Here is a 23,979-nt window from a genome sequence, read left to right as displayed (position 1 = left end):
TTCTGGTACCGACGGTATCCTGGTTCAAAACCAAGATGGCTCAGTGACCTTCTCGCCCAATGAGAACTTTAACGGTGACATCAGTCTTGATGTGGTGGTTATCGATGATGACGGCGCCACTGCTGAAACCACCGCAGGCATTACTACACTGGCGGTTAATGACGCACCTGTAGTTGATGGCAATATCGCTTACACTATGGATGAAGATGGTGTTATTACGGTCACGCAAGAGCAGTTACTGGCTAATGCCAGTGACATCGATGGTGATGAGTTAACTGCTAGTAATTTAGCTGTTAATGGTAATGGCAGTGTGGTTGATAACGGTAATGGCACATTCTCCATTACACCAGATCCAGATTACAACGGCGATTTAGGGCTGACATTTGATGTTTCAGATGGTGAAGCAACTGTTTCTGCCGCAATGGATTTAACAGTAAATCCAATTAATGATTTACCGACAGCACCTACTATCAATCTAGAGGGTACTGAAGACGTCAGCATAACCATTGACCCTAACTATATCCTTTCACAGGCAAGTGATATCGATGGTGATAATCTGACGTTAGATAATCTATCGGTTCGTCAACCTGCCAACTCATCACTAACACAGAATCAGGATGGTACTTATAACCTCATTACTCCTGAGCACTTCAATGGCTTAATAGAATTAAGTTATACCATTTCTGATGAAACTGGAGAGGAAGTTGAAGGTGAATTGGCAATGGATATCATCCCAGTGGATGATTCACCATTCCAAAATGGTAATGCGCATCTGACTATTCAAGAAGATGGCGACATAACCTTTAGCGAAGCTGATTTATTAGCCTTATTCGGTGATGTTGACAGCTCACTAACCATTTCGAAAGTGGTTACCGCAGATGGTGAGGAGGCTGACGGCAGTATTACTGACAATGGTGATGGAACCTGGACCTTTAGCCCGACAGGTGATTTTGCTGGTACCGCAGGTTTGCAGATCGTCGCAACAGATGGAAATAGTGAAGCAACGGTCGACTTACCTATTTATATTCGACCTGTAGCTGACGGTACTGTTATTACCACAGCTCATGAAGGGCCACTTGTTTTTGCTGAAGATAGCACGGGTCATTTCTCACTTAATGTTGAAATGCTTGATGCATCAGAAACAATGGAAAGTCTTGTGATGACAGGCTACCCAGTAGGCTTCGTAGTGAGTGATGGCACCAATACCATGACTATCACTGAAGAAGGGCAGGTTGTTGATATAACCCAATGGAATCTTGAAGACTTATCAATGACGCCACCAGAAGACTACAACGGTAATTTCTTTGTCACAGTATCTTCAGTTACTTTAGATGTTGGCGATGAAAGTTCAGTAGAGGATGACAGTCCATTATTGAACGATGTGCCACATGAAGAAGCATTTGCCATGAATGATGATGGTTACGTACTTTTAGAGGCCAGCGATTTATTGGAATCTCAAGGTTTAGATTCAGAGGCTGTCAATGTTGAAAGCGTGAGTTATTCAGGTGAAGAAGGAGTATTGATAGACAACGATAATGAGACATGGACATTCTGGTCAGATCCTGATTATCAAGGACCGGTCACTGTCGATTTTACCGTAGATGACGGCACATCTCATTCGGTTGATTTTGAAATATCGGCAATAAACACAGAGGCAGCAGTAGATAATATTGCCGAGGCAAGTATCGAAGCGCCAGCTGCAACAATCGTAACTGTTGATGAGTTACTTGAAAATGTAGAAGGTATAGAAGGTGATAATTTAACTGTTTCAAACGTGCAGGCAGAAAATGCAGTCGTTATCGATTTACTTGATGGTAGCTATAGTGTTGAGCAAGATACTGATTCACAAGGTTCTTTAGACTTAACTTACAGTGTCAGTAATGGCACAGATACAGTCGATAGCTCAATAACCCTTGGCTCTGCAGTAGGGAATGAATCTGAAGATTATGACTATACAGCAGCACCTGGTGGCAGTGTAAATGTATTCATACCAACAGATATCAGCTCAAACAGTGAAGTCGACCATGTGATTATTTCTGGTTTACCAGAAGGTGTTTCGCCTCAGTCAGGTATAGAGCAAGGAGACAGTGAATACTTAATTGCTGGGGACTTATGTCAACCAGTCAAGCTAGAAATACCAGAAAACTTTAGCGGTGATATTAATATGGACATGAGTGGTGTTAATAGCATGGATCAACCAATTGATGGAGCAGCAACGTCTATTACCATTGACGTTAATTCCTCTTATGAAATGGATGGCTCAAGTGCTGATACGCAACAATTAACCACAGGCTCTGATGATAGTAATGCAGGTGATTGGACTTCAGGTGATAACACCGATCTCGGTATTGATGTTATGGATGACAGCGCCAGCTTTGATGATAGCGCTCATACAACAACAGAGGATGACTCAACGACATTGGCTGATTCAATATAAACCACGATTAAATATTTACAGTGATAAGACGTTAAAGTGCAGGTATCTTTATAAAATATATGTTTTTTATAGAGATATCTGGATTTTAAACTAAAGTTATTATTAGGGATTATTAAATCGTAATTACACAGTACCTAAGTCGTCAATTTAGGTGGTGTTAACCAAGTCAAAATGAGTTTTAAATATGATAAATATAACAGCGTTAAGTGACATGTTTGATGGTGATACAGAGTGCGTAAAAGAGCTATTAGGTTTGTATTTAGAGTGCAATGCTGATGCCGCAACAACCATTGAGGCGCATTATAGTACTCAGGATACAGAGGCGCTTTTTCATGTTTTTCATACCTTATCAGGTTCTTTGTCTAACTTGTGCGAAGAAGATGCTGTTCCATTGATTAGGGAGGCCGAGGGGATAAGTAAAAAGGGCGAAATGCCAAGCAGGCAGCAAATAGATGTAATACAGCAACACCTATCAAAAATTGCTGAGCAGGTTAGCCTTTCCGTTTAAAAAAATTTATTTCATTGACATAACAAGGTAGTGATGGAGATAAATGAAAGGTAAAGATAATCTTGAGCAAAACTTTGAAGACATCATCGAGGAGTCTATTAACAGTGTTCATTCTGATAGCTCTAGCGTATTAATAGCTAAAAACAGCAGTAATAGTTCACAAAAAGTTTCCTCGGTTGCATTTGTCTTTTTCTTTATTTTATTGATATGGGGCTCACAAGCAGAGCTTGAAATTACTGTGGCCACAAGAGGGGAAATACTTCTAAACTCAGATATCGAAAAAGTGCAACACTTAGAAGGAGGGATACTTGAAAAACTCTATGTCGCCCCTGGCGATATTGTTTACAAAGGCCAAAAAATTGCACAATTAAGATCAAAAGATAAGCTTGGTGATCTTGCTGTTAATCTTTTTGAAATCAATCAGCTTAGGATAGAGCTAATAAAATACGAATCTTTAATATCCCAACAAGAACCCGACTTTTCAGCCTTTAAAGACTATCCACAAACGCTCAAAATACAGCAAGAGCAATGGCGAGAAGAGAATAGCAAAAATGTAACCAGTGATGATTTAATGGAGCATGATATTGCCCATAAAACAGTGATCATCGACTCTATGAAACAGCGAATACTTTCTTCTACAGCCCAGTTAAACATAATTAAAAAGCAACTCGCCATAAAAGAGCAATTGTATAAAGAAGAAATGGCGTCATATACCGACGTGCTTAATATGCAAGTGCAAGAAATGAATATGCTGCGTGAAATTGAAAATTTAGAGGAGTCAGTAGTTAATGAAGGTTTTTTATTAACTCGTCTCACCAAGCAACTGGAAAACACCAAGTTTATTAGGGATAGCGAATATCGAACCAAGGTTGTTGCGCTAGACAAAGAGCTTTCAATAAAGTCAAAAATGCTGCCATCGATTTCAGATAAAGTGGATCGCTTGTTTGTTTATTCACCGGTAGACGGTACAGTAGATAAGCTTAATTATAATTATATCTCTGCCATTATATCGCCAGGGGATAGCATTGCTGATATCACGCCGTTAAATAATGCTTTACGAGCTGAGATAAAAATAGCCCGCAAAGACATAGGTTTTATCGTTAAAGGCCAAAAAGTAAAACTAAAGCTTGATGCCTATAATTTTGCTAAATACGGTGTTATCGATGCGGTGATTTCATCTATCTCGAGAGGATCATACGAAGAAAAAGAAGAAGAATTTTTTCTAGCCGAACTCACAATCAATAAAAATTATTTAGAAAATAAAGGGGTTAAGTACCACTTAGCACCATATATGGAATTTACTGCAGATGTAAAAACAGGCAGTAGAAAAATTATTGATTATGCTCTTAAACCTATAATGGCTGCGTTAGAAGAGTCGTTTAATGAGCGTTAAACATGAATGTAAAATATAATAATAATGCGCTAAAAATTAAAATTGCTTTTGCTATTGTGCTGATATTAACTCTCGGCCAAGTGGTTTATTCACTAAAAAATACCGTTTCTGGTCAGAAGCCTGCCGTCACGGCTAATCAAGATGCACTCATTAACACCTCAAACAATATCGTCGATCAACTTGAAATATTAAATGCCACCCTCTCCTTATGCGAAGTAGGGCGCTCACCATGTAATAAGGCTCAAATTTCTGTTTTGACGCAGCAAATTGCTAAAGACGTACAGTCTTTCATTTCTATCGCATCTACTGAAAAAAAACTTATATCCCTTGCTGGTCTGTTAAAGTTTGACTACGTTAACTTATATGTAAAAAAGTATAATGATCATAAAGATATCAATACATTAAAACTTGATATCGAAGGAAGTTTAGCAGAAGTTAGTGATATTTCAGCTAACCTAAATCAAAAATTAGCAGCTGATATAAAGCAAAATTCACAATCCCAAATGGCGATATTTTTTGCCATCAATACCGCCATATTTGGTTTTTTTGTGTTTGGCTGGTACCTGATAAGGAAGCAAATTCGATACACAGTAAAAGAAAAGAGCAGATTATCGAAGTCGTTTCATCATATTTTAGGTGACGTTAAAACCCTCAATCATAGTTCTCTAAAGCATCGCTTATCAGATATTGACTCAAGCTCAGATGAAAAAAAAATCTACTCCATGCTGCTGTTTAGTTTTGAAAAGTTAGAGCAGCAAATGAGTAAAACTGACTTATACCAAAGGCTGTATAACTTATTAGGTTATGAAATTAGAGGCATAACTAACACCATACACGGGGGCATTGATCTACTGGTCAATAAAGAGAATGTTCAAGAGGTTTTACAGGCCAAAGAGATCACCACTGCGACCAGAACATTAGAAAACCTTGCTGAAAATTTTAATTTACTTTCAACTGTAGAGTCATCTTCTAGCACAAAGTTGGTCGATTTTTACAATTTAATTAGTGAATTAGTAGTACTACTATCAACAAAATCTAAGCAACAAAATAAACTTATAGAATGTTACGTCGCAAATACTATTCCCTTATCCTTTTATGGTCATCATACTGGTTTATTTTGGCTTTTGCTGATGCAAATTTCCGAAACAATCTCCAGTTCCAACTGTCGTAACGTACTGTTTTCTTTAAGTTGCAGCTCGGCAACAAGGGTTGAGAAGTTACAGATTAATATTGATCTATACCTCTATGATCAAGATATACCCTCCATGGAGCATATCGAAAATTTAGCTTGGGGTGTCGTACCTAAAAAAGACATAACCAACAAGGCATTGGTTAAAACATTACTCAATCAAATAAAAAAATATCATGTCATTCAAAAAAATATTGATGACATATCAAGAGTGCGGATCTCTTTTGATGTCACCCCTGTTGATTATCAGACTGAAAATAACCAGCTCTACGGCAGAACGCTGCTAATTTGTGGTGCATCTTATATGCAAGTTGATGTGATTGAACAAATGCTAACAGATCAAGGGGCTAAAGTGATTATTGCCCGCACCGGCAATGAATTATTTCAATCTATAAAGGAGCTTTCACCCCAAGATGGCATCATCTTAACCAATACTATTCAGGGGGTAAATTTACAGTCATTTTGTAAAATATTAAAGGCGAGGCTGAATAAGAAAGTGATCAAAATATTCTTGTCGTTATCATCCTCAAATATCGATGAGAAGCTCTACGAACATGTTGATCATGTCTTTTATCACCCTTGTCCACCCAGTGATTTTATCGGCCATATTGTTGAGCATATAAATAAAGACGAAGACGCAGCGGTAGATGAAAAATCAGAAAAAATATTAATCGTTGAAGATGATAGGTTGCAGCAATTTATCTTGAAGAAAATACTCACTGATTTAGGTTTTGATTGTGATACGGCTAATGATGGTAAAGAAGCCATTGAGTCAGTCAAAGTGGGCGATTATAAAACGGTGTTTATGGATTGTATTATGCCTAATCTTGATGGTTTAGAGGCGACATCAAGGATCAGACAGAGTGACAATGAAAATAATCTGCCTGACAGGGTCATCATCGGTGCGACCGCTTTAACCAGTAACGATGAACATCAAAAATGTATCAGTGCGGGCATGGATTATGTCATCCATAAGCCCTATAAAAAAGATGAGATTTTTAATGTATTAAGAAAGTATCTAGCAATTAATAAGGCGAATAAATGAAGATTATTAAATTCGCTTTAATACTGTTGTGTGTTGTTAATGCTGCTTCTACAAGGGCATCAGAGCTATCTTTGTTAATTGATCAGGCATTGAGGAATAATTATCAGATTATCAGTTCTGAGTTTGAATTAGTGTCTTCAGAATATGATCTACAAAAAGGGACTTCGCCTTTCTTACCAACCGTGAATATTCAGGCAAATTCCACTTGGAATGAATCTAAAACCACCTATCCTAACCCTGATGACGGTAGTCGTACCGATAATGACTATAACAGTAATGGTTACAGTTTATCCTTGTCACAGGTATTACTGGATTACTCTATCGTATATGACTACGACTTGAGCAAGTTAGAATTACAAATAAATGAAATAAAACATAATAAAATTCTCAATGATATTATCATCAAGGTGGTTGAAAATTATTTCTCTTATTTAAAATTCAAAGCGCAGCATAAAGCCACCAAAGCGGAGCTAAAGTCATCTCAAGCACGCCTAGAGCAAATTAGTAGAAACAATGAGCTGGGTAATGTGGCCAAAACAGATGTTTATGAGGCCTATGCTAAGAAGGAGCAAAATGCAAAAAGCTTGGCAAGCATTGAAAAAGACATCAGGATTTCTCTAATCAAGCTCAATTCTACAACCCAAACAAAGCTCGAACCTAAGTTTGATATCCAATTAAATCAGCACTATCAACAGATCCCATCAAGAAGCAAAAGTAAGCTTAAAAAAAACTTAGCCCATAAAAACTACGACATTATTATTTCACAATACAATATCAAAAAATCAGAAACCACATTGGATAAAACCAAATCAGGCTTTTACCCCACCATTTCAGCGTCGGCAAATTATAGTGTCAATGATAGCAATAATAATGTTGAAACCTATAACGATGATATCAGCTACTCTTTAAATATAAATGTTCCCATAATGAGTGGTGGCTCCACTTATTATGAATATCAAAAAAATAAGAATAAAATATTCCAGAGTATCGCTAACCATAGGCAATCAATTGATGACGCAGGAGTTGAATTTGATGAGTTGATTTATCAAATTAATGACAATGTCACATCAATTAATTTGTTGCGGAAAATTATTATATCGAACTACTCAGTTTATAAAGGAACGCAAAAAGCTTATAAAATCGGAACTAAAACATTAACGGATTTACTTTCTTCAGAGTCAAATTTATACAACAGTATTCGTGATTTTTATTCTAATCAATATGATTACATCATCAATATGACTAAGTTTGACGCCTTACTCGGCCCAGTTGACCTTAATATTCTTAGTGCATTATCAAATAGTATGGTGCCGATACAGAATAATTTTGATTTGGAAGTGCTTGAAAAGTTGAAAAAGGAAGCTGATGAATAAATTATCCTATATTCCTAAACTGTCGATAATCGACTTAGTTTTTCTATTCACTTCAAGTATTCTGACGACCTTACTTGGGTTGGTGCTACCATTTGCAATTTTGATTATCTTTGACCGGGTACTGCCAAATCAAGCAACTTCCACCTTGTATTTTATCTATTCAATTATTTTAATAGCGATAATTTTAGATTACAAAGTGAAAGCATTAGAAGAAACCCTTATTGCTGATATTGGTAATAAGTTTGAAAGAAAAATCACCAATCAACTGTTTCAGGCGGTATGTCATGCCAATATCACCCGTTTTAAAAAGCTTGAAGTCGGTGAATACTTAGAACGACTCAATACGATCCCCAGCTTAAAATCCTATTTTAGTGGCGACTTAGTGTCATCTTTTATCAATATATTTACTTGTATTGTGACCATAGTCGTACTGGCGGTCATTAATCTGAATACCGGTATTATCATCAGTGTAGCGTCATTATTTCTATTTATTATTGCCTATTTTTCAACAAGTAAAAAAGTGCAGTTATTAGAAACCAAGTCGACTATTGAGGGGATTACAAACTCTAAAATAATCGAGATTGTGTCATATCCACTGGATATTAAAAGTCGCACCATGGAATACCGAGTTGAAAACTTGATGAATAACATGATCGAACAACGAGAGCATTTCAGTACTAAATTTGAAAGACAGGAATCAAATTTTGCCTTAATTCTTTCTTTGGTGCAGCAGCTTTCAGTGGCGGTAGTGGTAATTAATGGTGCCCTTAGCGTGATCGCAACAGAAATGAGCCAAGGGGTGATGGCGGCTATTATTTTATTAACTAACCGCTATTTTGGCCCGTATCAGCAAGCGATGAGAACTATGGGACAATGGAAAATCAATAAAATTTATATTGATCGCTTGAATGAAATGTTGCTGATGGAAAATACCAATAAAGCGGCTTGCACCTCGCCTGAGTCTGCTGCCGGGCAAGAGCCTAACACTAGCTCTGGTTCAAGTGTGTTGGCCAGTGATAAAGCTAACGAAGCGTTATTAGCCTACAACAGTAGGATCCCCAAGATAATTTTTAATAATCGAGAAATCTCTTTTACTAAGGGAAAAATAACCCTACTAAAAGGCAAGTCGGGTAGTGGTAAAACCCGGTTAATTGAGCGCATTGTACAAAAATCTCAAGAAGAGAATATCGATGCTAACCTTGTTGTAACTATAGATAAAAACAGCAGTTTTATTGAAGGGACTATCATAGATAATATCACTTGTTTTAGGCCGCAATTACATAAGGCGGCATATTCTCTTTGTGAAGCTTTATCAATAAAAGAAGATATCGACCAACTCAAACTCGGTTTTTTTACTGAGCTCAGTAGCGGTAATAGTAAAGTATTTTCTCGTCAGGTTTCTTTTTTATTACTTATTGTAAGAGCACTATTAAATAACAAGTTGGTTATTATTATTGATGATTTTGATCTTGTTTACGATAAAGAAGTGGCCATTAATTTGCTCTCTTGTTTGAGGCCCCGCACCGGAAAATACTCCTTTGTCATAGTGAGTAATAAAATCACCAATACTGACACCCTGGTTGAAACGATTACATTGGGTTAAAAAATGGATACTTTAATAGCATTTGATGAGCTTAACGAAAGACTAGAGCACTTTAAGCATGGTGAGTATCAGCAGCGCTTTGAACAAACGCCATTATTAAATGGCATAGCCTATGCGTTGATTGCATTAGAGTGGGAAGGGACCCCCAGTATTTTATCCGATGTCTTTATTCATCATGACAACCACCTTAGCGCATTTAAAGCCACATTAACCAGAGTTGGCTATGAGTGTCTAAGCATTGATATAAAAACAAAAGATCAATTACACGAGGTCACATGTCCGGCCTTTATTTCGCTAAAACATCAAAATTATATTTTACTCAGTTATAACGATAAAACCTGCTTCTTATATGATTATGAAAATGACAATATTTTCGAATATGTGTTTGATCCCAGCGGCGAGTTTGTCGCATCGATTTGTTACATATCAAGTTACTCTCGGTTATTTCGAGAGCCGCCGCCAGAGTCTCAAGATAAAAAGAATTGGATTAAATATTCGTTTTATCGATATAACGCAGAATTTAAAGATCTCATTAAACTGAGTTTAGGGATCAACTTGTTGGGCGCCCTGCAGCCTTTTTTTATTATGAGTGTATATAATTTTGCCTTAAGTGCAGGCTCGATTTCTACCTTATTGTGGCTTTCAGCAGGGGCTGTGATGGTCGCTTGTTTCGAATATATTTTGAAAAAGCAGCGTATGGAAATTCTAGCAACCTCAGGCAAAGAGCTCTCTTGTTATATTTCTTACAGTGTTTTGTCTAAACTGCTGTGGCTGCCCTATGCGATGACATCAAGTGCTGGTACATCTTCACAGTTAGCCAGACTCAAAGATATTGACCAATTTAGGCAGTTAGTGACAGCTGAATCAAGCTTAAGCTACTTTGATTTACCTTTTATCTTTATTTTTATCATTGCCATAGTCATCATGTCTGGCACCGCGGCGATCACCGTAATATCTGGTATTTTAGTCATGGTGGGCTTTTGTGTGTATGGCCGCTACATCTATTCAAAATCGGCTTCTCAAAGTTCTAGAGCCAATGCGATGGTTTCTTATCAGTGGAATGAAATATTATCCAATACCTCCTCAATTCAAGGGTTACCATTAATTTCGGTATTAAAATCACGTTTTAATTCAGCGTTAATACAACGATTAAGCGATTCACACCAAGTTAGTACCACTAACAGCAAAGTGCAGAGTATGGGTGGTAGTTTGATTCAAATTATCGGCATCACCAGTATTGTCACCGCGGTGTCAGGCGTGATGGAAGGCACGACAGATGCAGGTGCTATGTTGGCGATTATCATTTTAGTGTGGAAGGCACTAACGCCAATTATGGGGATTTATAATTCCTTAGCCAAAATAGATACTATTAAAGCTTCAACGGGGCAAATTAATGCGCTAATGTCACTAGATGATGACCGCAATAAAATGGAGAAAAGCTCGCCATTAAATCAATTTCAGGGACAGTTAAAAGTCACCGGGCTAACCCATCGTTATACGGGGCTTTCAAAAGGGTTAACTAACTTATCTTTTCGTGTTGGCAAAGGCCAGAAAGTGTCAGTTTGTGCGCCTTCTGGGGTAGGTAAAACCACGTTAATGAACCTTTTTGGGGGGATTGAAACCCGTTTTCAAGGTCAAATCACGCTAGATAATTATAATATTACCCAGTTTAATAGCTTCAAATATAGAAATAGCATCTGCTATATCCCCTTTGACTTTCATTTATACCAAGGGTCAATTCTGGCTAATTATCGGCTTTATAATGGCTATGTTGATGAAGACCATATCGATAAAATGATCAGCTTTTTTCATTTAGAAAAATACTTGCCAGAAGGTAAGTCAACACTGATCACCAGCGGATTAATCAAAAGCTTACCAGATGGTATTTTAAGAAAAATAAAGCTGATGATTGGTATTGGTAGTTGTCAGCAAAAATTTCTTATTATTGATGAGCCATTTGTCGGCTCAGAAAAAGAAAATAGCCATTATTTAACTTCGCTTTTTTCTAGCTATTTAAAGAAATGCACAGTGATCTATACCAGCAATGAGAAGGCCATGGTGGCAACATCAGATCTGTGTTTACTGCTGGATGAAGAGGGGGCGCAGAAGTTTTTTGGTACGCCTGATAAGGTCTTATCAGCGGCGTCTAAAATATTGTATTAAAGGCCGTAGCCTTTGCAGATGGTATTCGCTTCAACAGGGTCTAAGGAGGCTACTTTTAATCCCCCTTTTTCATCAGTCAAATTTGGTAGTGTATTCTTGTAGTGGGCTTTTAATTGAGCTTAGCTGTGAATTGAGTTTCGCTATAAATAAAGCACAGATAAAAGACATCAAATAAATTTAGTGAGCTTTTCTACCAGAATTTCGCGTCTAAAGGGTTTAGGTAAATAATCGTTCATGCCCACATCGTAACACTTTTGAATATCATCATCTAAAATTGAAGCGGTTAAGGCTATGATAACCACAGGCTCTGAGCCTTCTACCTTTTCAAAAGCGCGTATGGCCTCAGTGGCTTCAAAGCCTGTCATAACTGGCATCATACAATCCATCAGTATCAATTCGATGTTTTTATGGTGACGTTTATATATTTCTAGCGCTTCGCCACCATGGTTGGCAATTTTGTAATTTATTCCTAATTTTTTTAAGTTAATTTCAACCACTTTCTGATTAATTTTATTATCTTCCACCAGCAAAATAAGTTTGTCACTCTTCATCGTCGCTTGAGTGCTTTCAATGTCAACAGTAACTGATCTTGTGACGGTTTTCAGTAAGGTATCTAATCTAAGCCCTAACAATGGGATTGTGACGTAGCCAGAAATGGATTCGCCAAAGTCATCCTTGCTATCATTGTTATGACGAGATAGCACCACAGGCAAGTTTGGGTAAGCTTTAGTTATGTTAATGATGTCAGAGGCTTTAGTCGTGGGAGTTTGCTTGAGCAGTAATACTGCACTGTCTGATATTGATTCAGGCAGCTCATCAAAGGCCTTAAGTAAGATGACAGGGTAGTTAAATTCATCCAAATTTTGCAGTAATAGGGTTTCATGCTCGTTAGCACAGTAATAAATGGTTTGAGCTGGCTTAGCAGGGGCTGTATGGGCCTGCTTGTCTAAAATCAAATTGAAATAAAACTCTGAGCCGACTCCTTTGGTTGAGTTGATTTCAATTTTACTGCCCATCATTTGAACCATTTTTGCTGAAATAGCCAGCCCTAAACCTGTGCCACCAAATTCAGTAGAGGTGCTATTGCTTTCTTGTTTAAATTCTTCAAATACCTGACTTTGTTTGTCCTCATCTATTCCAATACCAGTATCTCTTACTGAGAAATATAAATTAACCTTATGGTCTTGGGCGCTTTTTAATGGCTGTTGTCGCAAGGTAAATTGCACTGAACCTGAGCTAGTAAACTTAATCGCATTTGATGCCAGATTCATCAAAATTTGTCTTAGCTTTTGCTCATCGGCACGGATTAACGTCGGTATTTGTGCATCCATATCGATACGCAATTCGATATCTTTTTGCTGTGCCTTGGGGGCGATAAGGGCTGCTGTATCGTAGATAACTTCTTTTATGGCGCAAGTGTGAACATTAATATCAAACTTGCCCGATTCAATTTTGGAGAGGTCTAAAATATCATTGATAAGCATTAATAGTGTTTGAGAGGATGCATTTATCGTCGCTAAATAGTCTTTTTGCATGGCGTTTAAATTAGAGTCTGTGAGGATCTCGGTCATGCCAATAATGCCATTTAACGGAGTACGTATTTCGTGGGACATATTCGCGAGAAACGAGCTTTTAGCCCGATTGGCCTTTATTTCATCTTGCTTAGCGTCAATCAGTTCTTCTTCAAGTTGATGGCTGGCAATGTTGACCGTATATAAGGTTATAAAGATAAGTAAGCATAATAATAAGGCAAGCAGATAGTCATACAATAAGTAATTTTTAATTTTCTCATCTATCATGCTTGGAAGTTGATTAAATAACCCATCAAGCTCCTCTTCAACCTGTTGAATCGAGGCGCGAAGCTCACCTTGTAGCCCTGATTTATAGTCGTAGCCAAGCTTTTGATGTTCAGTTTGTAGCGTGAAAAATGCGTTTTTATAGGCTTCTAAATGGCGAGTAATGGATTTATCGATATTATTTCGGCCCAGAAGTGAGCCAAGCGTGTCAAATTGCAGCGTAATTTGTTCAAGCTGCTTTGGGTCAAAGCTGGAGAAAAACTCGAAAGTCTGCTGCTGAATATCAAGCAGTACCAGGTTTAATTCAGCATCATGACGCTGCAAAGCATCTTGCTCAAATGCCAGCTCCGCAAGCTTAAATCTGCCTTGATAACCAGGTTCAAGGTCATCTCCGTCAATCAAAAAGGTTTGCTTGCTAAGTTCGTTAAAGGTGTTGGTATAGCGGGCGACACTCTTGATACTGTCAAGGCCGTTAAAGTCTATTTGTAAGTCATGGGATATCAATATGCTATTGATATCCAGCAGTTGTTGCTCTAATAATCTTTCGCTGTAATTAAGCTGGGTGATGTATTGCTCTTCACGTCTTAGGATAAAATCCTTTTCCAATCGGCGAAGTTGTAAAAGGGTATTGGAGGCAAGCGATATCTTATTTTGAAACACTCCGAGCTCGTGTCGCTGTTGAATAGTTTTTTGATTGGCGATTAAAAAAAGTATCAAAATAATAAATATTGAAACCGCACCAACAGCCATTAACTGCTTAAGATTAAGTCGTGCAAAAGTTTTCATATCCATAAACCTTTAGTAATCCATTATCATTGCCAATCCTATCTAATAACTATAGTTGTAAATCATATTAATATCAGAAAACAAACAGAAAAAGATTGATAAAACACTGATAAAATCAAGCCATAGGTTAAGTTTATCAGTCACAGTACAAACAAAATGCAGCAGGTTTAGCTTACTCATACCTGCATTGTTTCAGGCTGACATGGGTAGGGCTTGAATATAATGAAAAACCTTGCCGTTTTTGGGGAAGCACATAGCGTGATACAGATTGCTAATCATCCAAAGCTTCAAGATACAAGTGGTCAACTAATATTAATTACAGTTAAACCGCGGACTTTTTGGGTTTCTCTGGTATTTTAGTCACAATTTTTTGGCCAGTATTCTGGCTTTAGTTGTTTTGGGAATATGTAGGCATGAATAGCATCGATCTATTTGTAAAAAACTGGGGCAGTAAAAATGCCATGGTGCCAATAAAGAGTCAGTTTATCGCTGAACTTGAAGCAAAACTGACGGCAGTGCTGCCAGACTCATATAAGTATTTAATCTCAACCTATGGCTTGGTGCACACCCCTAATGTATTGACAAAAATTTGCGATTTAGGTGTCGATATTTCTGAAGTGCAGGACTTTTTAAGCCTTGAAGATGTGGCGTTACTGTCCAACTTATATGAGATGAGCGGCATGCCAAAAGGGCATATTTTGTTTGCCTCTGATTGTAAAGGCAACATGTTTTGCTTTAAGCAAACCGAGTGTCAAACTCAGCAGCAAGATGTGGCTGTGTGGTTTTATAATCAAGGTTGGGGGACGGTTGAAAAGGTGTCTAATTCGTTCAGTGAATGGCTACAGCAGTTCAATGATCTTTAAAGCGGATTTATCACTAGCTAAGTTACTTATTGTATAGCTTCCAGTAGGTTAACTGTCTAAGTATATTGATTTTAAGTGTAAGTTTCTGTTAGTGAAAAACCGGCTTAAGTAATTAAGCCGGTTTTTTATGGATTATTTTTGTTTGCGTAACCAGTTCATTTGGTAAATAACAAAACTGATAAATACCATAAAAATGATTAAGAATGTTTTTTGCAATAAAGGGTCTTCTAATGATGTCACTATGGGGTCATCCATAGGGAAACGGGTCATAATCTCGGTGGCAGTAGGGATCAAATGAAATAGTATGGTTGCCGAAAAACAGAGGTTAACTAGATATTTATTCCACGATTCAAACAGCACTGTTTTATCAAGTACGATGCCAATAACAGCCGCTAATATGGTTAATGTAAGGCTCGAAGTATAAGACTCGAAGTTTAATTTGGGGGCATTTTTTGGCCACTGTGTTAATTCAGGCTAATTCATCCAAGGACTCGATATCGAGTCCTTTTTTGTTGGTTTTTAGTCAGAATATTACTTTACATAAGCGGTATCGCAAAGCTATGTTTAAGCTATTGTTTGCTTGAAATTTAAACTGCACAGGCCTTGAGTTTAATTCAGATGACGCGATGCAAGGAGTGGTTGTGGACATAAAATTGAATATCAAATTATCTACATTCTGTATTACTCAGTTCTCAATAGTCACCCTGTTGGTTCTTGCTGGGCTCGCTGCCTATATTTATGCTCATATCACTGGACATGAATATGTATTGGGTTTCTTGCCGTTATTTGACGTAGGTAATGAGCAAAGCTTTCCGACTTATTTCTCGGTATTAAATTTACTATTAGCGTCAATATTGTTTTTTGTTTTATATCTATTTGAAAAAACCAATCATCATAAAGGCTTTAATTATTGGTTATATTTAGCAGTGCTATTTTTATTATTATCCTGTGATGAGAGCGTAGGGGTACACGAAAATTTTTCAAATATTCATGATTACCTTGCTGCGAAAGACATCATACCGGCCTTAATTAGCTCACACACATGGTTACCTTTTGGGGGGGTGTTTGTGTTTGTTGTAGGCGTCTCGCTAGTGCCATTTTTAAGATCATTATCAAAACAAAGCGCTTTTTATTTTGTACTTTCAGGGGGGATTTTTCTTACCGGGGCTATTGGTTTTGAATATCTAGGTGCTGTGATGTTAGAGCACGGATTAGTCGATTCCAAGGCTGACTTATTGTACAAACTGCGCCGAGTATTTGAAGAGGCGTTTGAAATGTATGGCATCGCAATATTAAACTGTGCTTTATATCGAGAGATGCTTAATAGAAAGCTTTGTTTGGCTATTCATCGCTCAGAATCATAAGCTATGATCTTCGCCGTAGAGTTGCACAGACTTTACCGGATTATTGTAAGAAAACTGTGAAAGCAGATTGATCGCTATAGGGTTTTTCCATTCATTCAAGTCACAAGAACACACAGCTAAAACCCCAAGCGCTAAAGTTTACTATCACCCAAGTTACGACTATAACTTAAATAGTCGACTCTAATGGGTGAGCCTGCCAAAACGTTTAGGAAAAGTTTAAACATGAACATGCAGATAGTTTCTCAGGCTAAAAATCTCACCGGTTTCTTCTTTCTTCTCTATTTTTTACCCCTTGCCTTATTGCTATTTGTTATCCTCGCCAGTACCACAATGGATTTACCTTTTGGCATTTTTACCCGTGATCTCGCTGCGACGGCAGAAGTGAATCCTTTAACTGGGGTGACATCAAATGTTGGCGCTTTATTGTGGGCAGCTGCTGCGACCATATGCTTTTTAACTTGGGAGGTTTTTCGTCATCAGCCTAAAGAAAAGTGGTTCGCTGTATTTATGTTGTGTTCAGGCCTATTAACCACGCTGCTATTATGTGACGACTTTTTTATGCTGCACGATTATATTTTTCCGCGTTATTTAGCTATCAAAGAGAAGTTTTTTCTATTGGCTTACTTCAGTTTAATGTTTTGCTGGATGGTGGTTTTCAGAAAGTGCATCCTAAAAACGCAGTATCTAATTCTGCTGCTCGCCTTTGTTTTTTTTGCTTTGTCAGTGTTGGTTGATCAGTTTCAAACTCCAATCGAGGCCTTTATTGGTGACTCACGTATTTTGTTTGAGGATGGCTTTAAGCTGATTGGTATTGTTAGTTGGCTTGGTTATTTTTTTAAATGCTGTTTATTGAAAATAAACGAAAATATACTCGAGTAAGGGGGTTAATTAATTTCTTTGGCAGATTGGATTGATCTCTTAAGGTATTATGCAAGATGCAATTTTTATCAGCAGCTAACGTTGGCGCTTTAGGCTAAAACTAGCACCAAAACCTAGGCTGAAAACTAGCACTAAATCTTAGTGCTAAATCTTAGTGTTAATATAAAGTCTCAACGCGCTCTCTCAAAGCTCACCTAAAAGCTAGAAGTAAACCTAATTGAGTTTTGCCAACCTATAACCTTGCTCAATCAATAGTCCTATTTATTGAGTCGCAGCCCTCTCATTTCGCCATTTTAGCCTACAATTTATCAGTGCCCTTTAGGGCGAGTGGCGTGATATTTCTTCGTAATAAACTCGCTGTTAAATATTAAACGCCAATGTGATTCACCTGAATCAAAGCAAGGATATAGTTTATGAGTAATTCACTGTATGAACGTCTTGGCGGCAGTGCTGGCATTGAGAGTATTGCAAATGACTTGGTCGATTTGCATATGGCCAACCCGACAATCTCCCCAAGATTTGCCAAATCAGATCCCGTAGCGCTAAAAAATGCCGCGGCGACATTTTTCATTGCAGGAACTGGCGGCCCAAGTGTGTATAAAGGCCAAGATATGCTCTCGGTACATAAAGGCATGAACATATCGGCGGCTGAATTTATGGCGGTACTGGATGATGCATTGCAGGCATTTGAAATGAATAATATTAGCCAGCGGGATCAAGAACAAGCGCTGTATATTTTGTACAGCATGCGATCTGATATCGTGTTGGTTTAGCTTGTTACTGCCCTAAATGGCTCACTTAACCCCGAGAGTAGGCTAAGTTAACCAGTTATTCAGGATCGACTTAGTCTCTTATCACTAGTCTCTTATCACTGATCTGTTAACGCAGACTTCAAACCAGCTCTATAGCTTGTGTCATCAATAGCTCGGCTGCAAAGGATAACCTTATGGGCACATTTCGCACAGAAACGGATTCATTTGGGCCATTAAAGGTGCCTGCGGATAAATACTATGGCGCTCAGTCGGCGCGCAGCTTAATCAATTTCGCTATTGGGGTCGAGACCATGCCCAAGCCATTAATTCATGCTTTGGGAATGGTGAAGCAATGTGCGGCCAAGGTGAATATGGAGTTTGGCATTCTCGATACTGATATTGGTCAAGCGATTGAACAGGCCGCTGGCGAGGTGATGCAAGGCAAACTGGATGAACACTTTCCGTTGTCGGTATGGCAAACTGGCTCGGGCACTCACACCAATATGAATATCAATGAGGTGATTGCTAATCGCGCCATTGAATTGCTTGGCGGCGTGCTTGGCAGTAAAACCCCCGTGCACCCAAATGATCATTGTAATTTAGGCCAGTCATCAAACGACTGCTTTCCCACTGCAATGCACATCGCAGCAGTACTGGAGTTACACCAGCAATTGTTGCCCGCATTAAGGCATTTACAGCAGCAGCTAGCGATAAAATCGGTAGCATTTAATCATATTATAAAAATCGGTCGAACCCATATTCAAGATGCCACTCCGCTGACCTTAGGTCAGGAGTTTTCAGGTTATAGTGCCCAAATGAGTCATGGCATTGCTCGAGTTGAAGCGGTAATGCCTGCGTTATTACAGTTGGCTCAGGGCGGCACAGCTGTGGGGACCGGCATGAACTCAATCAAAGGCTTTGATATAAGCTTTGCTCAGCAAGTTGCCAAGCTGACTAAATTGCCCTTTATTACTGCGACCAATAAATTTGAGGCCATAGCGAGCCATGATGCCATTGTTGAAGCCAGTGGCGCATTAAATACCGTGGCCGTCAGTGTGATGAAAATTGCAAACGATATCCGCTTTTTGGCCTCTGGGCCGCGCTGTGGATTAGGGGAAATTAATCTGCCTGCAAATGAGCCCGGCTCATCGATAATGCCCGCTAAAGTGAACCCGAGCCAATGTGAAGCGTTAACTATGATAGCGGCGCAGGTTATGGGAAATCATACAACCATTTCAGTGGCAGGCAGCAATGGCCATTTTGAGCTCAATGCCTTTAAGCCAGTGATGATTTATAACCTACTGCAATCAATTGCTTTACTGGCAGATGGTTGTAGCAGTTTTACTGATAAATGTATTTGCGGTATTAGTGCCAATGAAGCACAACTTGCTAAGTTTTGTGATGAGTCATTAATGCTGGTAACCGCGCTTAATGACTACCTTGGTTATGATAATGCCGCCAGCATCGCTAAAAAAGCTCATCAAGATGGCTCGACACTACTAGTGGCAGCCCTTGCCCTTGGATTACTCACAGAAGCGGAATTTAAGCAGTGGGTCGTGGTAGAGAAGATGCTAGCGCCCCATGATTTACCTAAAGGCAAACCTTAAATAAACGATCGAATGATCTCGCTTAAAACACCGTCTAAGTAAAGAGTTGCTTATGAAACTTAATTTTAATATGGAAGATGCCAGCCAAATATTTGTCGGCGCTTTTGCTTTAGCTGTACCGATTTCTTTTTCTGAAGAAGCGTGGAAACTGGGTGAGACTTTACCCTTAATCAACGTCATGATGCTGTTTGTGTTGTCGGTGGTGTTTTTGGGGTTATTTACCTATCACAGCGTGTTTCAACATGATGTTAAATCACGGGTTATTGTGTTTATATTTCGGATCGTTATCGCTTATTTGATGGCGGCCTTGGTAGTGAGCTTGGTGTTATTATGCCTTAATAAATTACCCTTATTAGACGATCCCATAACCTCATTACGGCGGATTATTATCATTACTATGCCAGCCTCTATGGGCGCCATAGTGGTGGATAGCTTTGATAAAGAGTAAGCCTTAAAAGAGTAACCTGTAAAATAACCTTGCCTCTTTAGCTATAAGTATTCAGCTATGACCGTTCAATTTGGCCGCTAATAACTATCCGATTAAATCGACTAAAAGTAGCGTTTTATTACAATATTTATTCGATTAGTTGCTTGTTAAGCTAAGGCTATTAATCACTCATAGAGTAGAACATCATGAAAGTATTAGGCCGTTTTAGCGCTCGACCAGCAATGGATGGTGACGGGGTTAACATTAAGCGGGTTGCGGATTTTATCAATACCCGCTTTGATCCTTATTTAATGATTGATGAGATCAAATCAGATGATCAGCAAGATTTCATTGGTGGTTTTCCACCGCATCCTCATCGCGGTATTGAAACCTTTACCTATATTCGTAAGGGTGGCTTTGAACACCGCGATCAATTAGGTAATGTTAAAGCCATACGCGCTGGCGATGTGCAGTGGATGAGTACTGGCAGTGGGGTGATTCATTCTGAAATGCCATTAGCCGATGCTGAAGATGGCCTACATGGCTTTCAAATTTGGCTCAATATGCCCGCTAAAGACAAAATGCGTCCGGCGATCTATCAAGATACCTCAGAAAAGGCTAATCCAACGGGTACTAACCAAGACGGTGCGCAGTTAAAGGCGCTTGCTGGCCATTGGCAATTTGCTGGCAATGATAGGGACAATGACGCTGAGGAATTAGTCTCGAGTATTCAAGGCTTGGCGGGCAATGGTGCCATTGCGGATTTAACGCTCGCAGCTAATGGCCACGCCAGTATTGATTTATCCAGCCATGAGGTGGTTCATGCCTATATCTATCAAGGTGAGCTTGAATATATCGCCGCCAATGGAGACTTGATGACGGCCAGCGCCGGACAGTTATTGTTATTGTCAGCTGAGCTAAGTCATTTTAACAATGCTATCTCTGCCGAGACAGGGTTATTGTTACTGGCAGGTTCGCCCATTAATGAAAAAATAGTCCATATGGGCCCCTTTGTGATGAATAGCCAAGCTGAAATAGATCAAGCAGTAGATGATTACCAACAAGGGCGCTTTGGTAAGATCATTTAGCAAAGATATATCTGCCATGTGCGGATAAAATTGCTACAATATGCAATTAGGCCAAGGTATAAATATCTTGGCTGTTTTGTTTGTACTCGTTTTGTTTCAGTACCCGTTTTATATCAGAGGATATTCGCCTTGAGTCAGTCTACTCAACAAGCCGCTAATACGGCTTTCGCATCACTAAATCTTAAACCTGATTTGCTTGAAAATCTCAAAACCATGGGATTCGAGTCAATGACTCAAATTCAAGCTGAGAGCTTACCAGCAATCCTTGCAGGTGATGACGTGATTGGCCAAGGAAAAACCGGCTCAGGTAAAACTGCAGCATTTGGTTTGGGCTTACTAAACAAGTTAGATGTGAAACGTTTTCGCATCCAAACCATGGTGTTGTGCCCAACACGTGAACTCGCCGACCAAGTGGCAAAAGAGATCCGTACTCTAGCTCGCGGCATTCATAACGTGAAAGTACTAACATTGTGTGGCGGCGTACCAATGGGACCACAAATTGGTTCATTGGAACATGGCGCGCACATTATTGTTGGCACCCCAGGACGTATTGTTGATCATCTTGATCGCAATCGCTTAGATTTAAGCAACGTTAACATGCTGATTTTAGATGAAGCCGATCGCATGTTAGAAATGGGCTTTCAGCAGCAATTAGACCAAATTATTGAAGACACGCCGCGTGAGCGTCAAACCTTGCTATTTAGCGCGACCTTCCCAGAGCAAATTAAGCAGGTTGCTGATCAAATCATGTATAAGCCATTAATGGTTAAGGTTGAAGCGACGCACGACAACCTCACTATCGATCAGCATTTTTATCTAACCGAAGACAATCATGCACGTATGGAGGCTTTACAGTTATTGTTACTGGATAAGCAGCCTGAAAGTGCGGTGGTGTTTTGTAACACCCGCCGTGAAACTCAAAAAGTGGCGGATACGTTAGCTGAACAAGGTTTTAGCGTACTAGCCTTACATGGCGACTTAGAGCAGCGCGAGCGCGATCAAATGTTACTGCGTTTTGCCAACAAAAGTGCCCGCGTATTAGTGGCAACCGATGTGGCGTCTCGTGGTTTAGATATCGAAGACTTAGACGCGGTATTTAACTATCACATTGCCTACGATACCGAAGTACACATTCACCGTATTGGCCGTACCGGTCGTGCGGGCAGTACTGGCGCAGCTTACACTTTCTATAGTCATGAAGATGGTCATCGTATGGTTGAAATCGGTGAGCTAATTGGCCGCGAAATCGACGGTGAAGCATTACCAGCCATGAGTGCGTTAACGAAAATGCCACTTGAAGCTGAGATGGTTACCATTCAAATCGATGCAGGTAAGAAGCATAAGGTTCGCCCTGGCGATATCGTTGGTGGTTTAACTGGCGAAAATGGCATTGATGGCGCAGACATTGGCAAAATTAAAGTGACCGATATCCGTTCATTTGTGGCAGTGAAACGCACCGCGTCTAAAAAGGCACTTAACAAGATCACTAAAGGCCGCTTAAAAGGTAAAACTTACCGCGCTTGGTTCTTGTAGGTCTGAACTTTAGTCGGTAACGTCAGCGTTACTTACTGAATTGAAAGCGAGTTTAGTGAATACTAAACTCGCTTTTTTGTATCTGTGGAATAAGTTTATTGCTCATAAAATGAAGCTGAGTTTTAGTATACTCATCATCAGTACATAGCAGGCTAGGAGTTGCGATTTTCTGCGCCTTTGAGGTAATAGCTCGCTAATTACTTTTGTCTTAGTCACTTCTGACTTAGTCACTTCTGATTTAGTCGGTTTGATTTTAGCAACCTTGGTTTCAGGCGATTTAGTTTTAATAAGATTATCTTGGCTGCAGCTAGTTGAGGAAGGCGTTAATCTATAAAGCGTTGATTGCCAGACAACAAAGAAAGAGATATTAATTTGATAGTCTTGCTGATCAATACTGAACTTGAACCGCTTAAAGGGCAAACAGTAGATCAATTGCGAAATGAGCTTTTTATCTTGATGTATGACTTCGAAGCGAGAAGTGAAGCGGTCATAGCGAACAATTATTTCTTGTTCGACTTTTTTGGCGTTAGCAGGGGCGGCTTCGCTTGCTGTAACAAGTGTATGCCGTTGCTGTTGAATCCTTTCAAATTTAAGCAAAATATTCCTTTAAATATGTATTAAATAAAGCGTTAAGTCATTTATTTAATAATAAAAGGACAATTATCCCAAGTTAAACTTAGTTCATCTACATCGACGCTCCCACACGAAAAAAAGAGTTAATTGAGGTGCGGTTATTAGGTGACTTCTTATCAAAATCAATATGCTCAGTGATGTTTGCACTATGAAGTAAATTACCTGAATAGATGATAATTCGATTGGGTTTAGCATCAACACTGAACACTTTTTCAAATAACTCATCTGAGTCATCCATATAGCCTTTTCTGTTATTGGCAGCCTTTTTTACATCCTCAACCATTTTTATAATCACTTCTTTGTCATCGACAGATAAACCCAGCTTCTCAGTTCCCTTGTAACGATAGAAACAGGTACCACCCAAGTCACTACCGTTGAGGTAATGTACTGCCGTCATATTTTGGCTGGTTAACGAATCAAAGTGGGCATAGTTTGTGTGGCATTAAGCTGTATCGGTGCCAGTTGCGCTTTTTATCCGCCGCCTTGTTATTTTCTGTTGTTAGTTAATGTATGCAATCACTGTCTTTTGAGAACAATAAA

18 protein-coding genes and 1 pseudogene are annotated in these 23,979 nt (G+C 39.0%); 15 read left to right on the top strand and 4 right to left on the bottom strand.

Annotation, left to right across the window (positions count from 1 at the left end):
- The 7 genes from BCU91_RS17490 to BCU91_RS17460 all read left to right on the top strand — a co-directional run.
- On the top strand, positions 1 to 2,437 hold a 2,437-nt coding region (locus BCU91_RS17490), incomplete at its 5' end, for a tandem-95 repeat protein (RefSeq protein ID WP_133126619.1).
- 184 nt (positions 2,438 to 2,621) lie between these two features.
- Positions 2,622 to 2,945, top strand: coding sequence for an Hpt domain-containing protein (locus BCU91_RS17485; protein ID WP_102438343.1), 324 nt, complete (start codon positions 2,622 to 2,624; stop codon positions 2,943 to 2,945).
- Positions 2,946 to 2,988: 43 nt separating this feature from the next.
- Complete coding sequence (locus BCU91_RS17480; RefSeq protein WP_102438345.1) at positions 2,989 to 4,338, top strand: HlyD family type I secretion periplasmic adaptor subunit; 1,350 nt, start codon at positions 2,989 to 2,991, stop codon at positions 4,336 to 4,338.
- A 2-nt stretch (positions 4,339 to 4,340) separates the two neighbouring features.
- Positions 4,341 to 6,572 carry a response regulator gene (locus BCU91_RS17475; RefSeq protein ID WP_102532024.1) on the top strand — a complete coding sequence of 744 codons (2,232 nt, stop codon included), beginning with the start codon at positions 4,341 to 4,343 and terminating at the stop codon, positions 6,570 to 6,572.
- A complete protein-coding gene (locus BCU91_RS17470) occupies positions 6,569 to 7,945 on the top strand; it encodes a TolC family protein (protein WP_102438349.1) in 1,377 nt (458 codons plus the stop codon). The genes BCU91_RS17475 and BCU91_RS17470 overlap by 4 nt, the downstream gene beginning before the upstream one ends.
- On the top strand, positions 7,938 to 9,548 hold the full coding sequence (locus BCU91_RS17465; protein ID WP_198589346.1) for an ABC transporter transmembrane domain-containing protein: 1,611 nt from the start codon (positions 7,938 to 7,940) through the stop codon (positions 9,546 to 9,548). Before BCU91_RS17470 ends, BCU91_RS17465 begins: the two co-directional genes overlap by 8 nt.
- Positions 9,549 to 9,551: 3 nt before the next feature.
- Positions 9,552 to 11,711, top strand: a complete 2,160-nt coding sequence (locus BCU91_RS17460) for an ATP-binding cassette domain-containing protein (protein WP_102532023.1) — start codon at positions 9,552 to 9,554, stop codon at positions 11,709 to 11,711.
- A gap of 167 nt (positions 11,712 to 11,878) precedes the next feature.
- Here BCU91_RS17460 and BCU91_RS17455 read toward each other — a convergent pair whose 3' ends face one another.
- On the bottom strand, positions 11,879 to 14,293 hold the full coding sequence (locus tag BCU91_RS17455) for an ATP-binding protein (RefSeq protein WP_198590496.1): 2,415 nt from the start codon (positions 14,291 to 14,293) through the stop codon (positions 11,879 to 11,881).
- A gap of 413 nt (positions 14,294 to 14,706) precedes the next feature.
- Here BCU91_RS17455 and BCU91_RS17450 point away from each other — a divergent pair, with 413 nt between their 5' ends.
- Positions 14,707 to 15,156 carry an SMI1/KNR4 family protein gene (locus BCU91_RS17450; protein ID WP_102476887.1) on the top strand — a complete coding sequence of 150 codons (450 nt, stop codon included), beginning with the start codon at positions 14,707 to 14,709 and terminating at the stop codon, positions 15,154 to 15,156.
- Between the two features lie 132 nt (positions 15,157 to 15,288).
- Here BCU91_RS17450 and BCU91_RS20205 read toward each other — a convergent pair whose 3' ends face one another.
- Positions 15,289 to 15,516 (bottom strand): hypothetical protein, encoded by a 228-nt coding sequence (locus BCU91_RS20205; RefSeq protein WP_133126443.1) that lies wholly within the window; start codon positions 15,514 to 15,516, stop codon positions 15,289 to 15,291.
- A 281-nt stretch (positions 15,517 to 15,797) separates the two neighbouring features.
- Here BCU91_RS20205 and BCU91_RS17445 point away from each other — a divergent pair, with 281 nt between their 5' ends.
- From BCU91_RS17445 to dbpA, 7 genes are all read left to right on the top strand, one after another.
- The gene (locus BCU91_RS17445; protein ID WP_102532021.1) at positions 15,798 to 16,520 is read left to right on the top strand and encodes a hypothetical protein; all 723 of its coding nucleotides are present in this window, start codon (positions 15,798 to 15,800) and stop codon (positions 16,518 to 16,520) included.
- 222 nt (positions 16,521 to 16,742) lie between these two features.
- Complete coding sequence (locus BCU91_RS17440; RefSeq protein ID WP_102438362.1) at positions 16,743 to 17,399, top strand: hypothetical protein; 657 nt, start codon at positions 16,743 to 16,745, stop codon at positions 17,397 to 17,399.
- Positions 17,400 to 17,812: 413 nt separating this feature from the next.
- The gene (locus tag BCU91_RS17435; RefSeq protein ID WP_102438364.1) at positions 17,813 to 18,172 is read left to right on the top strand and encodes a group 1 truncated hemoglobin; all 360 of its coding nucleotides are present in this window, start codon (positions 17,813 to 17,815) and stop codon (positions 18,170 to 18,172) included.
- Between the two features lie 173 nt (positions 18,173 to 18,345).
- The gene (gene fumC / locus BCU91_RS17430) at positions 18,346 to 19,758 is read left to right on the top strand and encodes a class II fumarate hydratase (protein ID WP_102532020.1); all 1,413 of its coding nucleotides are present in this window, start codon (positions 18,346 to 18,348) and stop codon (positions 19,756 to 19,758) included.
- 52 nt (positions 19,759 to 19,810) lie between these two features.
- Positions 19,811 to 20,206: a DUF2391 family protein gene (locus BCU91_RS17425; RefSeq protein ID WP_102438368.1), complete on the top strand. Its 396-nt coding sequence runs from the start codon at positions 19,811 to 19,813 to the stop codon at positions 20,204 to 20,206.
- Between the two features lie 185 nt (positions 20,207 to 20,391).
- A complete protein-coding gene (locus tag BCU91_RS17420) occupies positions 20,392 to 21,273 on the top strand; it encodes a pirin family protein (protein ID WP_102476890.1) in 882 nt (293 codons plus the stop codon).
- Positions 21,274 to 21,402: 129 nt separating this feature from the next.
- Positions 21,403 to 22,806: an ATP-dependent RNA helicase DbpA gene (dbpA, locus tag BCU91_RS17415; RefSeq protein WP_102438372.1), complete on the top strand. Its 1,404-nt coding sequence runs from the start codon at positions 21,403 to 21,405 to the stop codon at positions 22,804 to 22,806.
- Between the two features lie 102 nt (positions 22,807 to 22,908).
- On the opposite strand, the gene BCU91_RS17410 is transcribed toward dbpA, so the two are convergent.
- Positions 22,909 to 23,403, bottom strand: a complete 495-nt coding sequence (locus tag BCU91_RS17410; RefSeq protein ID WP_102532019.1) for a hypothetical protein — start codon at positions 23,401 to 23,403, stop codon at positions 22,909 to 22,911.
- Positions 23,404 to 23,491: 88 nt separating this feature from the next.
- A pseudogene (locus BCU91_RS17405) lies at positions 23,492 to 23,854 on the bottom strand (DUF6445 family protein); the annotation flags it as partial.
- Between the last annotated feature and the right edge of the window lie 125 nt (positions 23,855 to 23,979).

The sequence above is a fragment of the Shewanella sp. 10N.286.52.B9 genome (genome assembly GCF_002873635.1).
GTDB lineage: Bacteria > Pseudomonadota > Gammaproteobacteria > Enterobacterales > Shewanellaceae > Shewanella.
Note: the sequence above shows the minus strand (reverse complement) of the source record. Positions and strands in the feature narration are given on the sequence as shown.